Origin of the sequence: Mariniflexile sp. HNIBRBA6329 (assembly GCF_043558645.1) — a bacterium.
Lineage (GTDB): Bacteria > Bacteroidota > Bacteroidia > Flavobacteriales > Flavobacteriaceae > Mariniflexile.
The window spans coordinates 85,668-101,706 of sequence record NZ_JBIFXS010000005.1; the positions used below are offsets into that span (position 1 = coordinate 85,668).

Consider the following 16,039-nt stretch of genomic DNA (forward strand, 5'->3'; position numbering starts at 1 on the left):
TCATTTTTTTAATGAGACGCTGAAACAAGTTCAGCATGACGGCGAGGTTTATATTTTGCAGCTATGTTTGCAATGGTTTTAATATGCTCTGGTGTTGTACCACAACAACCGCCTATAATATTTATTAAATTTTTCTTTAAATATTCCTCAATTTGTTCACCCATTTCCTCTGGAGATTCATCGTATTCACCAAAAGCATTTGGCAAGCCTGCATTAGGATGTGCAGAAATAGCAAAATCGGTTTTATTGGCAATGGCTTCTAAATGGGGCTGTAACAAATTTGCACCCAAAGCACAGTTGAAACCAATAGACAATAATGGAATATGTGATACAGAAATCAAAAATGCTTCAGCCGTTTGCCCTGATAAAGTTCTGCCTGAAGCATCCGTAATGGTCCCGCTTAACATGATGGGGATATCAATATGTCGTTCTTCTTTTACTTCTTCAATAGCAAATAAAGCTGCTTTGGCATTCAAGGTATCAAAAACGGTTTCAACCAAAAGTAAATCAACACCACCATCCATCAACGCTTCTACTTGTTGTTTGTATGCGATACGTAATTCATCAAACGTTACGGCTCTATAACCAGGATCGTTTACATCAGGCGACATACTTGCTGTACGGTTTGTTGGCCCAATAGAACCTGCTACAAAACGTGGTTTGTTTGGTTCTCGCTTTGTAAATTCTTCAGCTACTTCTTTGGCTATTTTAGCAGATTGAAAGTTTAGTTCATACACCAAATCTTCCATTTGGTAATCGGCCATAGCAATGGTTGTACCCGAGAAAGTATTTGTTTCAACAATATCCGCCCCTGCCTCAAAATATTTAGCGTGAATGGTTTTAATAGCTTCTGGCTGGGTAATAGAAAGCAAATCGTTATTTCCCTGCAATGGCGTGGGGTAATCTTTAAAACGCTCGCCTCTAAAATCTTCTTCAGTAAATTTATACTGTTGAAGCATGGTTCCCATAGCACCATCTAGCACTAAAATACGTTCTTGTAAAGCTTTATGTATGTTTGACATTTTGATATTTTTTATATCTGTTATGTCATCAAGAAAAGTAAAAAGATACACTTTTCGTTATCTTTCTAGTATTAAAAGATACTAGTAGAACGTAGCACCTTTCCCGAAAATCCGGGAGGTTGCCAAGGCTTCAACGGGTCTATTCCCTCTACCTTTCTTGATAACACAATTAATACGTTTATGAACTCGTGGGCAAAAATACCTCACATTTTTTTAAATTCACACTAAATTGACAAAAATCGGCTGATTTTATTCAAATAATGTTGAAGACAAATAGCGATCGCCTCTATCACAGATAATGGCTACAATAACGCCTTCATCAAGAGACTCTGCTATTTTTAAAGCGCAATATACAGCACCTCCGCTACTCATTCCTGCAAACACACCTTCTTCTTTAGCCAATCGTTGGGTTGTGGTTTTGGCATCTTGTTCGCTAACATCTACAACCACATCCACTCTAGAACGGTCAAAAAACTTAGGAACATAATCGGGTGACCATTTTCTTATCCCAGGTATTTTGGCACCATCTTCTGGTTGTGCTCCAACAATTGTGATATTTTTATTTTTTTCTTTCAGGAACCTTGATGTTCCCATAATAGTACCTGTGGTTCCCATTGCCGACACGAAATGGGTAATTTCGCCATCGGTATCTCTCCAAATTTCAGGCCCTGTGGTTTTATAATGCGCTTTCCAGTTATCATCATTTTCAAACTGATTTAAAAGCGTGTACCTTTTCTCATCCCTTAATTGAAATGCGATATCTCTAGAGCCTTCAATTCCTCTATCGGCAGGTGTTAAAATAACCTCAGCGCCATAGGCACGCATGGTTTTAACACGTTCTTCCGTAGAGTTTTCAGGCATGATTAATACCATATGTACTCCCAATAAATTTGCAATGAATGCCAAAGCAATTCCTGTGTTACCACTGGTTGCCTCCACCAAATAGTCGCCTTTTTTTATGTCGCCTCGTTTTAAGGCCTCATTAATCATATTAAAAGCAGCACGATCTTTTACGCTTCCGCCAGGGTTATCACCTTCCAGTTTTAGATATAGCTTTACGCCTTTTTTTGAAATAAGATGACTTGCCTCTACAAGCGGCGTATTGCCTATTTGATCTAAAATACCTTTAACGGATGCCATTCTTTTTTGGTCTGATTTTTATTTCGGTTTGGTAAGTAACTAATGAGTTTTCTGGAACCGATTCGGTAATCCAAACGTTGGCACCAATGGTACTATTTGCTCCAATTACAATATCGCCACCTAAAATAGTTGCGTTGGCATAAATGGTTACGTTATCTTCAATAGTTGGATGACGTTTAGTGGACTCCAAGCTTTTCTTTACTTGAATACCTCCTAAAGTAACACCTTGAAAAATTTTTACATTGTTCTTTATGATGGAAGTTTCACCTATAACAATTCCCGTTCCGTGATCAACAAAAAATGAATCGCCAATGGTTGCTCCCGGATGGATATCGATACCTGTTATACCATGTACATACTCACTCATCATTCTAGGAATAATGGGTACATTTTGCACATACAACTCATGACTTAAACGGTAAATTGAAATGGCATAAAACCCTGGGCATGCTAAATAAACTTCTTCCAAACTTTTGGTTGCAGGATCGAAATTTACCACTGCTACAGCATCTAAATCCAACTTTGTTCTAATGGCTTGAAACTTACCTTGAAATTCTTTCCAAATAGCTTCACCATCGTTAATATCTAGATTATTGGCAATGTCTAAAAACGTCTTTTTTAATGATTGAAGTTCGTTTTCATGTTCATCAAAAACATAATAAAATAAACGCTTTGTAAATGTTTTTACAACATCTTTTAAACGCACATTATATTTTTTTTGAATCAATTTATCGTTTAACTCTTGGCATGGATCCATATCAACTGCTTTTATTATCTAATGGTTGTCGGTATTCAACGTTGAAATTTACAACAATAATAGACTTTTAAAAAAACTTTTTTATTGAATGGATTGCACCACCGCTTTAGGAGCTTCTTTTCTAGAGCCATCAAAACCATCTATACCACTAACGGTTGTATATTTTAATACATACTTTTTACCTGGATTGATAATTCTATAAGCTGCTTGACACATTAAAGTAGCTTCGTGGAAACCACAAAGAATTAGTTTTAACTTTTCTGGATAGGTATTAACATCTCCAATAGCAAAAATACCCGGTATGTTTGTTTGATAATTTAATGAATTATCCACTTTAATGGCATTTTTCTCAATTTCCAATCCCCAATTTCCAATAGGCCCTAATTTTGGAGACAAACCGAATAATGGAATAAAGTGATCGGTTTCCAATTGAAACTCTTCACCATCTCTACTAACTGTTAAAGCTTCAATTTTACCATCGCCGTGTAGTTCTGTTACTTCGGCAGGGGTTATTAAATTAATTTTACCAGCGTCTTTTAATTCGCCTACTTTTTCAACAGAGTCCAAAGCGCCTCTAAATTCGTTTCTTCTATGGATTAATGTTACTTCTGAAGCCACATCAGCTAAAAAGATACTCCAATCTAAAGCAGAATCACCTCCACCAGATATTACCACACGTTTATCTCTATAAACTTCAGGATCTTTAATAAAATATTCCAATCCGTTATCTTCATAGATTTCTAGGTTATCCAATCCTGGTTTTCTTGGTTCAAAAGACCCAAGACCACCAGCAATAGCAACCACGGGCGCATGGTGTTTGGTGCCTTTATTGGTGGTTACAATAAAAGTGCCGTCTTCCAACTTATCAATGGTTTCTGCTCGCTCACCCAAAGTAAATCCTGGCTCGAACTGTTTCCCTTGTTCTAACAAGTTTTTAGTTAAATCGCCCGCTAATATTTCAGGGAAACCTGGTATATCGTAAATAGGTTTTTTAGGATAAATTTCTGAACATTGTCCTCCCGGTTGCGGTAACGCATCAATTAAATGGCATTTAAGTTTTAACAATCCTGCTTCAAAAACTGTGAATAATCCCGTTGGTCCAGCACCTATTATAAGTATATCTGTTTTAATCATTTTAAGCTTCTTTTACTCTTTTTTCTCAATTAATCCTTTGGTAAATTCGTTAAGTGTTTCCACTTTTTGTTCAAAATCACCTTTTATTGTTTTTCTATATTCGTTTAAATTTTTAACCAAATCGTCAACATTTTCAGGAATCACATCCTCGAAAAACTGACGCAAACGTTTGGCTGTTGTTGGCGACTTCCCATTGGTTGAAATTGCCACTTTCACATTACCTTTTGTAACGATACCACCCATATAAAAATCACAATATGGTGGGTTGTCGGCAACATTTACTAAAATACTACGCTTACGGCAGTGTTTATGTACTTTTACATTCACACTAGGCACATCGGTAGTTGCTATAACGATGTGTTTTCCTTTTAAATAACGCTTACTGTAGCGTCTTTTTATTAACGTAACATCTCCTTTTTTTGCCAGTTCAATTGTAGCTTCCCTAAACATGGGTGATACCATAGTAACTTTAGCATCTGGACTTGATTTTAGCAGGAAGGTTAATTTTTCTTCGGCTACATGCCCTCCGCCTACAATAAGCACATTCAGACTGTTTAACTTTAAAAAAATAGGATATAAATTATTCCTTTCCATATTTGAAGCCCAAGCTAAGCTTTGTTTAACTCTTTATAAATTGATGTTAATTGAACGCGTTCTTTTACTACATCGCCAATAACAATAATTGCTGGGTTTGCCAACTGCTTCTCCGCAACTACTTTACTAATGGTGCCGATAGTACCAAACCCGAATTTTTCGTTTTCGGTCGTACCTTCTTGAATGATGGCCACAGGCGTATCCTGCTTATTTTCATTTGAAAAAATTTGAACTATTTCATCCAATTTCCCCATGCCCATTAAAATAACAACCGTTGCTGTTGATTTTGCAGCAATAGCAACATCGTCAGATAATTGGTGCGCTTTTGTAGTTCCTGTTATGACCCAAAAACTTTCTGAAGCACCACGTTTTGTTAATGGAATACCCTGATACGCAGGTACAGCAATAGATGATGAAATACCCGGAACCACATAGGTTTCCAACCCAAATTGTTGTACATAATCTATCTCTTCAGCACCTCTTCCAAAAATAAAAGGGTCGCCACCTTTTAGGCGTACTACATGCCCTTTTTCTTTCGCTTTAGTAACAATGAGCTCGTTAATTTGTTCTTGTTGAAACGCATAACATCCTTTTCGTTTCCCCACAAAAATAAGCTCTGCACTTACCGAAGCATATTTAAGAAGCGATTCGTTTATAAGTGCATCGTACAAAATCACATCGGCAGATTCAATAGCTTTAATTGCTTTAAGCGTTATCAAATCCGGATCGCCTGGTCCTGCACCTACTACCGTTAATTTTGGGGTTTTCAAACTCATTATCTTTTATTTAAACCGCTTTATTTTCAAGCTTTGTATCTGTTTCTCTAAAAGCTCTTACTTTTTCTAAAAACTGATTGGCATTTTTAATGTATTCAGCTGCAAACGTTTCCGTTGGTGCATTTTTGTTTATTTGATAAATTAAATCTGAAAAAGAAGTCCCTAAATCCAGTTTACCACTTTCTACAAACAATTCATCAAACTGGCTCACAATACCTGCATGCGTATTGGTGCTTTTATTCTCTGCCAATAACATCGCCTTTGCTGAGTTCACTAATGAACTGTAAGCATGATAAATAGCACTTGAATACACTTTATTATTGAATGATTTTTGCGCGTTTTCAATTTTTTCTTCGCTCTCTAAAAATAAAGTTGCAATTAAATCGATCACCACACCAGCACACTCACCTATACCAATTTCTTTCTCGTATTTTTCTTCTGTTCCCCAATCGATAAAATCTTCTTGGGTTAAGTTTGAAACATCTTGAAGATCGTTCAATAGGTCATAGAAATATCTATCTCCAGTTACTTTATAATATTCTACAAACGATTTTCCATCGGCATTCGCTTCATAATCATTTAAAATTCTACGTAGCGCTTCTGGTCCTCTTCTACTTGGCACTTTTACTACTTTATCGGCAAACAAACCGTTTCCATTTCCTAAGTTGCCACCACCTAATAATACTTGTAACGCAGGTGCTACCAATTTATCTGGTGTACGAACCGACATGCCTTGGAAACCAATATTTGCCATATTGTGTTGTCCACACGCATTCATACAACCACTAATTTTAATAACAACATCATCGTTTTTTAAATACTGTGGGTATTCTGCTTTTATAACGCGCTCCAACTCATCGGCAATACCCGTACTACTTGCAATACCTAAATTACAAGTATCTGTTCCAGGACATGCAGTAATATCAACCGCTTTGTTATAACCAGCTTCAACAAAACCTAATTTTTCTAATTCTGTATAGAAGAAAGGCACTAAATCCGCTTTTACAAAAGGGATTACTATATTTTGACGCAATGACAAACGAATTTCGCCTGCTGCATATTTTTCTACTAAATCGGCTAACAAGCGTGCTTTATCCGTATAAAAATCACCTAAAAGGACTTTAATACCAATAGCTACATAACCTGCTTGCTTTTGAGGAATCAAGTTGGTTGTTTTCCACAAATCAAATGCCGCTTGATCTTTAATCTCTACTTGAGGTGTTTCCACCGACACTGGTTTTGAAGCCACATAAGCATCGGCATCAATAGCAACTGTTTTAAACTCTATAGCAGTTTGCTCTTGCTCTACCAAATCTTTAAAACCATCTAAACCGATGTCTTTTATTAAGAATTTCATTCTTGCTTTCGCACGACTTTTACGTTCGCCATAACGATCGAAAACACGTATTACACCTTCCATTAATGGAATGATTTTATCTGAAGGCAAGAAGCTATATAACTCATCTGCATGACGTGGTTGTGAGCCTAAGCCACCACCAATCATCACTTTAAATCCACGAACTCCATTTTCAATTTTAGCGATGAAACCTAAATCGTGCATGTACGAAAGTCCAGTATCTTCATCAGAAGACGAAAAAGAAACCTTGAACTTACGTCCCATTTCTTGACTGATAGGATTTCTTAAGAAAAAACGAAATAAAGCATCAGCATAAGGCGATACATCAAACGGTTCGTTTGGATCGATGCCAGCCAATTCTGAAGCGGTTACGTTACGCACTGTGTTCCCACATGCTTCTCTTAACGTAATATCGTCTTTATCTAATTCAGACCACAATTCTGGTGTTCTGTTTAAATCCACATAATGAATTTGGATATCCTGACGCGTTGTAATGTGTAAACGCCCACGAGAATATTCATCAGACACATCTGAAATTCTGCGTAATTGATTGCTTTTTACTTTCCCGTAAGGCAATTTAATACGAATCATTTGAACGCCTTCTTGACGCTGACCGTAAATACCACGAGCTAAACGAAGACTTCTAAATTTTTCTTCATCAATTTTTCCTGTATTGAATAACTCGATTTTTTTAGATAATTCTAAAATTTCTTGTTCAACAACTGGATTTTCTATTTCTGTTCTAAAAGTTTGCATTTTCTTTTTTAAGTTTTAATGTTGAAAGTTTTTAAAGTTGAAAAGTAAATGGCTTTTTAACTTTTCTCTTTCAAACTTTTTAACTTCTGTTTTTTTTATTGAATGAAGCCTGCTCCTACCGTATGATTGTTCTGGGTATCGATTAAAATAAAAGACCCGTTTGTTCTGTGATTTTTAAATTGGTCAAAGAACAATGGCTTATTGAATTTAAAAGTAACCGATGCAATATCATTGACACCCAAACCTTGAACGTTTTTTTCTATACCTGAATAATCAGGGTTTATTTTATGATTGATTTTTTCAACCCTTGCCAAAACTTTGTTCACACCATGTTGCAACACATATTTTGAACCAGCTTCTAAAGGTGTTGAATCCATCCAACAAATATTTGCTGTAAATTGTTTATCGATGGTAGGTAAATCACCTTCCTTAACAATCATATCACCTCTACTTACATTAATATCATTTTCTAAAGTGATAGTAACCGACGAACGTCTTGAAGCCGTTTGATATTTTTCATCATAGAAATAAATATCCTTGATTTTTGATCTTGTTTTTGATGGCAAAACTAAAATGTTATCACCAACACTTAACTCGCCACCATATACTTTACCAGCGTACCCTCTAAAATCATGGAAATCTTCGGTTTTTGGACGAATAACGTACTGTACCGGAAAACGTGGTGTACCTACATTGTAAATATCTTTTTTATCTAGACCTTCTAAATGCTCTAATAAAGACTCCCCTTTATACCAAGGCATGTTTTCTGAACGGTTTACAACATTATCACCTTTTAAAGCACTTACCGGAATGAATGTTATTTTTTGATCTTGGTAATCGCGCTTGCTCATTAATTCAGAGAAATCTGCTTTTATTTTATTGTAAACATCTTCAGAATAATCTACCAAATCCATTTTGTTAATGGTAACAACAACATCTTTAATTCTTAATAAATTATTGATGAAGAAGTGACGATTGGTTTGCTCGATAACCCCTTTTCTTGCATCAATTAAAATGATGGATGCTTGAGATGTTGAAGCGCCTGTAACCATGTTACGTGTATATTCCACATGACCAGGTGTATCGGCTATAATGTAACTTTTCTTTCTTGTTGAAAAATATATGTGTGCTACATCAATGGTGATACCTTGCTCTCTTTCTGCTACCAATCCATCGGTTGCCAATGAAAAATCTAAGTAATCATAACCTTTTTGTTTACTTGTTTTTTCAATAGCCGCTAGTTTATCGGTAGTTAATGATTTTGTATCGTAAAGTATGCGCCCAATTAAGGTACTTTTTCCATCATCTACACTTCCTGCTGTTGCAATTTTTAATACTTCCATTTTCCTCTCCCCAACCCTCTCCTTTGGAGAGGGAGTTCTTTACGGGTATATTTTAAAAATTAATATTTACTCTTTTATATCTAAAAGGTTTCACACAACCTTGATAATTCCCCTTTGGGGGTTAGGGGGATTAAAAATACCCTTGTTGTTTACGTTTTTCCATTGCTGCTTCAGAGCGTTTATCGTCTATACGCGCACCACGTTCTGAAATTGTACTATCTCTAATTTCTTCTACTACCTTAGAAATTGTTGATGCTTCCGATAAAACGGCTGCTGTACAGCTCATATCGCCTACGGTTCTAAAACGCACCATTTCTTCAATTACTTCTTCGTTATCATCTCTATAAACAACTTCATCTTCCGCAGACCAAATCATACCATCTCTTAAGAATACTTTACGTTTGTGCGCAAAATAAATAGAAGGAATTTCAATATTTTCTTGTTCTATATAAGACCAAACGTCTAATTCTGTCCAATTTGAAATTGGGAACACACGTACGTTTTGTCCTAAATTAATTTGGCCATTCAACATATCGAAAAGCTCTGGACGTTGGTTTTTTTCATCCCACTGACCAAAATCGTCACGTACAGAAAAAATACGTTCTTTCGCTCTTGCTTTTTCTTCATCACGACGTGCTCCACCTATACAAGCATCAAATTTAAATTCTTCAATAGCATCTAAAAGCGTCGTAGTTTGTAATTGGTTCCTACTGGCGTATCTACCAGATTCTTCCTTTACTTTTCCTTGATCGATAGAATCTTGTACGTTTCTAACAATTAATTCCAAGCCTAATTCTTTAACCAGACGGTCTCTAAATTCAATAGTTTCAGGAAAATTATGACCCGTATCAATATGCATTAATGGAAATGGAACTTTAGCTGGATAAAATGCTTTTACCGCTAAACGTACCAAAGTGATAGAATCTTTTCCTCCAGAAAATAACAATACAGGTTTTTCAAACTGCGCCGCTACCTCTCTAATGATATAGATAGCTTCGTTTTCTAATGAATTTATGTTTGATGTGTCTTTCTTCATAATCTTATTTTTGTTAGCCACGACCGTTTTCTGATTTGTGACTTTTTACTTTTTTACTTTTTACTTTCAAACTTAATTAAGCATGCAAACCACACTCTCTGTTTTCTAAAGCTTTTGTTGGATCGAAATATTTGAATTCGTTTGGCAACTTATTTTCTTCTAGGTATTTATCTAAATCAGCGTCGGACCAATAGTAAAACGGACTTACTTTTAAAACACCATCTTTACTCACGCTAAAAATACCGATGCTATCTCTAAACGCTGTTTGCCCTTGGCGTAAGTTAGTAAACCAAAGTCTTGGTTTGTGTTCTTCCATAGCACGTCTAAAAGGCTCTAACTTAACTTGTTCTGTAAACAACGCGTGCTCTGGAGCATCTACACTTGGAATTCCCAAAACTACATCTCTATGTGCTGTAGTTTGTTTTGGCACATATAAAAAGATGTTTAAGTTTAAATCCTTAATTACTTTTTCAGCATGTCTGTATGTTTGTGGCGTGTTATAACCTGTATCGCACCAAACTACTGGTATATTAGCCTCAACCAAACTTACAGCATGTAAAATAGCCGCTTCGTAAGGTCTGAAATTAGTAGTTACTACCGCTTCTTTATTAAGCTCAAAAGCCTTCTGGATAATTTCAGATGGCTTAGCGTCTTTTAAAAGCGTATTTAATTCGTTTATGTTCTCTTGCGTTATCATCTATATCTATTAACTTATTTTCCCCACTTAATGTTATTCCAAATACGTTCGTGAAAGAAGTACAATACCATTTTTGTAACCACCTCAACACCACCTATTAATAGCGCCGTATCCAACTTTCCTGTAACAATCCAAGAAATTATCATGGTATCTATAGTTCCAACAATTCTCCAACTAATAGACTTCACAACACTTCTAAGTGGCTTTTCTTTAGCGCTATCTGTTTTATAAGTAGTTTTCTCGTTTTGATTTGAATTTGTTAACACGTGTCCAATCATTTTACTAAGTATTATATTAATCCTATCGATTTAGTAGGAATTGCAAATTTAATACTTTTTATTATTTATCAAACAATATTTTTATTTTTTTTCATTTTGATTATTGGACAGGTCTTTTAAAGTCGTGTTCTTAAAGACCTCAAGTGTGCTATCCCGTACCTGAATCATGAGTTTATTAACACTGCATCGGTCTTCATCTGGACAATCGTCACACTTTTCATAAAAATTGAGGCTTACGCAAGGCACCATAGCTATCGGCCCTTCTAGTACGCGCATTACTTCGGTCATGAAAACCTCAGAAGGATCTTTTCTTAAATAATAACCACCATGCTTCCCTTTTTTGGAACCTAAAATGCCGGTTTTTCTTAAACTGAGTAAAATACTTTCTAAAAATTTTTGTGGTATTTGTTCTTCTCTGGCAATTTCTCCAACCTGAACTGGTGTATCACTTCCACTTCTAGCAATAAAAGTGAGCGCTTTTAATCCGTATTTTGTTTTTTTAGATAGCATGGTGCTAAGATAATTAATTTAATGCTTGTTTCAAGTCGGAAATAATATCATCTATATGCTCCAAACCTACCGAAACACGTACCATACCATCGGTAATACCTGCAGCTGCTTTTACTTCAGGCTCTACCTTAGCATGTGTGGTGCTTGCTGGATGGGTTACAATGGTTCGCGTATCACCTAAATTGGCCGATAGTGAACACATTTTTATGGCATCAAAAAAAGACCTTCCTCCTTCTAAACCACCTTTTACCTCAAACGCTATGATATTGCCTCCTAACAACATTTGCTTTTTGGCGATATCGTATTTAGGATGCGACTTTAAAAATGGATATTTAACCCATGTTACTTTTGGGTGGGCTTCTAAAAATGCTGCCAATTTTAGCGCATTTTCACAATGTTTTTCGGTTCTAACCGCTAATGTTTCTAAGGACTTAGACAGTACCCATGCATTAAAAGGACTCATTGAAGGTCCTGTTAGTCTTGAAAATAGATAGATTTCTCGTATCAATTCTTTTTTCCCAACCGTAACGCCACCAAGTACACGCCCTTGTCCGTCCATTAATTTGGTAGCGGAATGGATGACCAAATCGGCACCAAATTTTATAGGTTGTTGCAAATAAGGTGTTGCAAAACAATTATCGACCACCAACAAAATGTTGTGCTTTTTACAAATAGCACTTAGATATTCTAAATCCAACACATCAACACCAGGGTTGGTTGGTGTTTCTGCATACAAAAACTTGGTATTCGGTTTAATTAAACTTTCAATGGTTTCAACTTCATTTACATTGAAATAAGAACACTCTATATTCCATTTCGGAAAGTATTTTGTAAACAAACCATGGGTAGCACCAAATACTGAACTGCAAGATACGACATGATCGCCAGCATCCAGTAATGTTGCAAACGTTGAAAAAACTGCAGCCATACCACTTGCAAAAGCAAAACCAGCTTCTGCGCCTTCCATTAAACATACTTTATCAACAAACTCGTTAACGTTTGGATTGCTATAACGACTGTACAAGTCGCGCTGTTTTTCTTCTGCAAAAGAAGCCCTCATTTCTTCGGCATCGTCAAAAACAAATCCTGATGTTAAATATAACGGAACCGAATGCTCAGAAAACTGGGTTGTTTCCGATTGCGTTCTTACTGCTAAAGTTTCAAATTTTTTTCTTTCCTCGCTCATTTTTATCTTCTTTTAGGTCTCAACTACCCTTAAATTGTATCAATTTATATGTTTAGACAATCTTAAAATATCACCAAAAACGCCTCTTGCTGTTACTTCGGACCCTGCGCCTGCACCTTGAATAACGATAGGTTGCTCCCCATAACTTTCTGTAAATATTTCAAAAATAGCATCACTTCCTTTAATTTGCCCCAATGTGCTGTCTCCTGGAATGGACACTAATTTCACTTCTAAATTTCCTTTGTCTTGAGATAAATCGCCCGATAAATCACCAATATATCTTAACACATATCCTGGTTTTTGTGCTTCTTTTATCTTTTGAAATTCAGCATCCAACACGTTCAACTGACTTAAAAACTCAGCCACTGAAATATCTCTATATGCTTCTGGAATTAAATTTTGAACCGAAACATCTTCAAATTCATTTTGTAAATCCAGTTCTCGTGCCAAAATTAATAATTTTCTAGCCACATCGTTTCCTGAAAAATCTTCCCTTGGGTCGGGTTCGGTAAAACCTTTATCGATTGTTTCTTGTACAATTCTGCTAAATGGTTTGTCCTGTACCGAAAAGTTATTGAACAAATAACTCAACGTTCCAGAGAAAACCCCTCGAATTCTGGTAATATTTTCACCCGATTCGTGCAATAATTTGATAGTATCTATCAACGGTAAACCAGCACCAACCGTGGTTTCATATAAATATTGCTTGTTGTGTTCTTTTAATTGTGCCCGTAAATCGGTATAAAATTGATGCGAAATGGTATTGGCTATTTTATTAGAAGACACCAAATCGAAACCAGCCTCAACCAATGGCACATAATTGTTATGGAATTTAGGACTTGCCGTATTATCAACAGCAATTAAATTTTCCAAATGATGTGTTTTAGCAAAAGCAATCACATCTTCAATTGAACTTTCCAATTCTGATGTTTTTATGGCTTCCTTCCAGTTCTTGTCTGCGCCTCTTTTATTCAGAAGTAGTTTTTTTGAATTGGCTATTGCAAAAACATTTAGGTTGATGCCTTTTCGCTTTTCAATATCATCTCTCGATTTTAAAATCTGATTAATCAAAGCGCTACCCACACCACCATGACCAAAAATGGCTATGTTTATTTTCTTTGAAATTCCGAAAATTTCACCATGGATCACATTCATAGCTTTATGAAGTTGGTCTTTTTTAACCACCAAACTCACGTTTTTACCAGTAACCGTATTGTTGAACAACAGTGGCGTAATTTGGTTTTTTATAAGCGCGTTGAATGGTTTGTGGAATGAACTCAATTCGATACCAATAATGGAAATAACCGAAACATCGTCTACCACCCCAATTTTATTAACGTCTTGTGAATAAAAATCATTTTCAAACTCTCGTTCCAAAGCTATTACCGCTTGGGTTGCTTGGTCTGCATTAATAATTAAACCAATGCCACGTTCTGAAGATCCTTGAGAAATGATGCTCACACTGATATCCTTACTCGCTAAAGCTCCAAATATTCTAGCATCTACACCACTTTTCCCTAACAAGCCACGACCTTCTAAATTTAAAAGTGCCACATTATCTAAAACCGATAATGACGTTACTTCTTTTGAATTTGGTTTTGCCGTAATTAAAGTACCTTCATCCTCCGGATTAAAGGTATTTAAAATACGAAGATTAATATTTTTTTCAACCAACGGAATGATGGTTTTAGCATGCAAAACGGTGGTACCAAAATTAGCCAACTCATTAGCTTCACTAAACGATAATTCGCGTATTTTTTTGGCATCTTCCACCAAATCAGGGTTCGCTGTATATATACCGTTTACATGGGTATAATTTTGCAACTCTTCAGCATCCAAATAATTTGCCAAAAGTGCTGCTGTATAATTACTGCCATTTCTACCTAACGTAGTAGTTTCATTTTTGGAATTAGACCCAATAAAACCGGTTACAACATTTACAACATTATTTCCAGCTTCTTTATAATATTTTTTGACATTGTCTTTTGAAAGTTGCGAAATAGGTTGTGCATTTCCAAAGGCATCGTTTGTTTTTATTAAGCTTCTAGAATCAACTGCTGTTGCTTTTATGTTTTTCTTATTTAACAAACTTGCAATCAATTTTACTGATAGCAATTCACCTTGAGCTAAAATTTCATCCTTCGTTTTTTTGCTATAATCACCTAATAAACTAACCCCTTCGAACAGTTTCTCTAAAATTGAAAATTCAGCTGAAAAATCAACATCCTTTAATGGTTCCGTTTGATAGTTTTTAAATACTTGCAATATTTCTTTATACGGATGCCCTTTAGCGGCTTTGTTCAGAATGTCTTCCAAATCATCTGTAGCGGAACTTCTTGCCGAAACTACTACTGTAATTTTTTCGCCTTCCTTCACCTTATTTTCAATGATGGAAATAACGGTATTCAACCCATCGCCATTTGCTAACGATTTCCCTCCAAACTTTAATACTTTCATTCTTCTTTTTTTAGAACTTGGCACAAAAATGCCTTCTACTATTTTTTCTAATTGCTCGTATTCCATCAAAAAAGCATCATGCCCATGCACCGAATGTATTTCGTTATACGTTACATTCGGGTTTGATACCGCCAATTGTTTGTGTGTTTGTCTGTTTTCTTCCGCAGTAAAAAACAAATCGGAATCAACACCTATTATATGGATGTTGCCATGTATGTTTTCCAACACATTAAAATCGGTTGGTCTGTTTTTGGTAACATCAATGGTTTTCAACAACTGATTCATTAATTTATAAGCCGAAAGTTGAAACCGTTCTTGCAGTTTATTGCCGTGGTGCAATAACCAACTTTCAACATTAAAAATCTCTAATTCCTCGTTTTTAGAACGCTGAAAACGTTCGTTGAAAGATTCAGGTGTGCGGTAACACAACATAGCGTGCATTCTGGCATCATGCACGGGATTTCTAGAGTTTAATAAAAATTGCTCTTGAATTTGGCAATTGGCTATCAACCAATCGGTGGATTTCCAATCGGTTGCCACAGGTATTAAATTATCTGTAATATCAGGATTTAAAACCGCCATTTCCCAAGCAATACCACCACCTAACGACCCACCAATGAGTGCAAACAGTTTTTCAATTTTAAGCTCTTTCAACCCAATTAAAAAGATATTTGCAATATCGCGTGCTACGAAATCTTTATAGTTTTCTATTACAAAACCATCAAACCCATTTCCAGGAATATTGAAAGATAATATGGTGTAAAGTTTCGTATCGATTACCTTATCATCACCCACCAAGTCGCTCCACCAACCATCTTCACCAGCGACATTGCTGTTCCCTGTTAAGGCATGATTTACCAATACCACAGGTGCCGTACCTAAAGGCTTACCAAATAGTTGATAACTTAACTTTATTTCGGGGTTGAGCACTTTACTTTCGGTGGTAAAGTTTTTAATAATAATATGTTGTAAATTTACTTTCAACGAGTCCTTATA

At 35.9% G+C, this 16,039-nt stretch carries 14 protein-coding genes and 1 riboswitch; all 14 genes read right to left on the bottom strand.

Annotated features, from left to right (window positions below):
- Positions 1–8: 8 nt before the first annotated feature.
- Positions 9–1,022 carry a homocysteine S-methyltransferase family protein gene (locus ACGK9U_RS08440; protein WP_394465931.1) on the bottom strand — a complete coding sequence of 338 codons (1,014 nt, stop codon included), beginning with the start codon at positions 1,020–1,022 and terminating at the stop codon, positions 9–11.
- Between the two features lie 54 nt (positions 1,023–1,076).
- Positions 1,077–1,189: riboswitch (SAM riboswitch) on the bottom strand.
- Between the two features lie 82 nt (positions 1,190–1,271).
- Positions 1,272–2,162: a cysteine synthase CysM gene (cysM, locus tag ACGK9U_RS08445; protein ID WP_394465932.1), complete on the bottom strand. Its 891-nt coding sequence runs from the start codon at positions 2,160–2,162 to the stop codon at positions 1,272–1,274.
- Positions 2,149–2,919, bottom strand: coding sequence for a serine O-acetyltransferase EpsC (gene epsC / locus ACGK9U_RS08450; protein ID WP_394465933.1), 771 nt, complete (start codon positions 2,917–2,919; stop codon positions 2,149–2,151). The genes cysM and epsC overlap by 14 nt, the downstream gene beginning before the upstream one ends.
- 81 nt (positions 2,920–3,000) lie before the next feature.
- The gene (locus ACGK9U_RS08455; RefSeq protein ID WP_394465934.1) at positions 3,001–4,053 is read right to left on the bottom strand and encodes an NAD(P)/FAD-dependent oxidoreductase; all 1,053 of its coding nucleotides are present in this window, start codon (positions 4,051–4,053) and stop codon (positions 3,001–3,003) included.
- A 12-nt stretch (positions 4,054–4,065) separates the two neighbouring features.
- Positions 4,066–4,647, bottom strand: coding sequence for a bifunctional precorrin-2 dehydrogenase/sirohydrochlorin ferrochelatase (locus tag ACGK9U_RS08460; RefSeq protein ID WP_394465935.1), 582 nt, complete (start codon positions 4,645–4,647; stop codon positions 4,066–4,068).
- A gap of 14 nt (positions 4,648–4,661) precedes the next feature.
- Positions 4,662–5,423: a uroporphyrinogen-III C-methyltransferase gene (gene cobA, locus ACGK9U_RS08465; RefSeq protein WP_394465936.1), complete on the bottom strand. Its 762-nt coding sequence runs from the start codon at positions 5,421–5,423 to the stop codon at positions 4,662–4,664.
- Positions 5,424–5,433: 10 nt separating this feature from the next.
- Positions 5,434–7,536 carry a HEPN domain-containing protein gene (locus tag ACGK9U_RS08470; RefSeq protein ID WP_394465937.1) on the bottom strand — a complete coding sequence of 701 codons (2,103 nt, stop codon included), beginning with the start codon at positions 7,534–7,536 and terminating at the stop codon, positions 5,434–5,436.
- Between the two features lie 95 nt (positions 7,537–7,631).
- The gene (locus ACGK9U_RS08475; protein ID WP_394465938.1) at positions 7,632–8,879 is read right to left on the bottom strand and encodes a sulfate adenylyltransferase subunit 1; all 1,248 of its coding nucleotides are present in this window, start codon (positions 8,877–8,879) and stop codon (positions 7,632–7,634) included.
- A 130-nt stretch (positions 8,880–9,009) separates the two neighbouring features.
- Positions 9,010–9,936: a sulfate adenylyltransferase subunit CysD gene (gene cysD, locus ACGK9U_RS08480; RefSeq protein WP_394465939.1), complete on the bottom strand. Its 927-nt coding sequence runs from the start codon at positions 9,934–9,936 to the stop codon at positions 9,010–9,012.
- 55 nt (positions 9,937–9,991) lie between these two features.
- Positions 9,992–10,612 carry a phosphoadenosine phosphosulfate reductase family protein gene (locus ACGK9U_RS08485; RefSeq protein ID WP_394465940.1) on the bottom strand — a complete coding sequence of 207 codons (621 nt, stop codon included), beginning with the start codon at positions 10,610–10,612 and terminating at the stop codon, positions 9,992–9,994.
- Between the two features lie 14 nt (positions 10,613–10,626).
- Positions 10,627–10,890, bottom strand: a complete 264-nt coding sequence (locus ACGK9U_RS08490) for a DUF2061 domain-containing protein (RefSeq protein WP_394465941.1) — start codon at positions 10,888–10,890, stop codon at positions 10,627–10,629.
- A gap of 81 nt (positions 10,891–10,971) precedes the next feature.
- Positions 10,972–11,400 (bottom strand): RrF2 family transcriptional regulator, encoded by a 429-nt coding sequence (locus tag ACGK9U_RS08495; RefSeq protein ID WP_394465942.1) that lies wholly within the window; start codon positions 11,398–11,400, stop codon positions 10,972–10,974.
- A 13-nt stretch (positions 11,401–11,413) separates the two neighbouring features.
- Positions 11,414–12,586, bottom strand: a complete 1,173-nt coding sequence (locus tag ACGK9U_RS08500; protein ID WP_394465943.1) for a trans-sulfuration enzyme family protein — start codon at positions 12,584–12,586, stop codon at positions 11,414–11,416.
- 39 nt (positions 12,587–12,625) lie between these two features.
- Positions 12,626–16,027, bottom strand: a complete 3,402-nt coding sequence (gene thrA, locus ACGK9U_RS08505) for a bifunctional aspartate kinase/homoserine dehydrogenase I (protein ID WP_394465944.1) — start codon at positions 16,025–16,027, stop codon at positions 12,626–12,628.
- Between the last annotated feature and the right edge of the window lie 12 nt (positions 16,028–16,039).

Coding starts and splice junctions, on each gene's coding strand:
- cysM (WP_394465932.1), bottom strand. CDS start 2,162: ATGGCATCCGTTAAAGGTATTTTAGATCAAATAGGCAATACGCCGCTT.
- ACGK9U_RS08455 (WP_394465934.1), bottom strand. CDS start 4,053: ATGATTAAAACAGATATACTTATAATAGGTGCTGGACCAACGGGATTA.
- ACGK9U_RS08460 (WP_394465935.1), bottom strand. CDS start 4,647: ATGGAAAGGAATAATTTATATCCTATTTTTTTAAAGTTAAACAGTCTG.
- cobA (WP_394465936.1), bottom strand. CDS start 5,423: ATGAGTTTGAAAACCCCAAAATTAACGGTAGTAGGTGCAGGACCAGGC.
- ACGK9U_RS08495 (WP_394465942.1), bottom strand. CDS start 11,400: ATGCTATCTAAAAAAACAAAATACGGATTAAAAGCGCTCACTTTTATT.
- ACGK9U_RS08490 (WP_394465941.1), bottom strand. CDS start 10,890: ATGATTGGACACGTGTTAACAAATTCAAATCAAAACGAGAAAACTACT.
- epsC (WP_394465933.1), bottom strand. CDS start 2,919: ATGGATCCATGCCAAGAGTTAAACGATAAATTGATTCAAAAAAAATAT.
- ACGK9U_RS08500 (WP_394465943.1), bottom strand. CDS start 12,586: ATGAGCGAGGAAAGAAAAAAATTTGAAACTTTAGCAGTAAGAACGCAA.
- ACGK9U_RS08440 (WP_394465931.1), bottom strand. CDS start 1,022: ATGTCAAACATACATAAAGCTTTACAAGAACGTATTTTAGTGCTAGAT.
- ACGK9U_RS08485 (WP_394465940.1), bottom strand. CDS start 10,612: ATGATAACGCAAGAGAACATAAACGAATTAAATACGCTTTTAAAAGAC.
- ACGK9U_RS08475 (WP_394465938.1), bottom strand. CDS start 8,879: ATGGAAGTATTAAAAATTGCAACAGCAGGAAGTGTAGATGATGGAAAA.
- ACGK9U_RS08470 (WP_394465937.1), bottom strand. CDS start 7,536: ATGCAAACTTTTAGAACAGAAATAGAAAATCCAGTTGTTGAACAAGAA.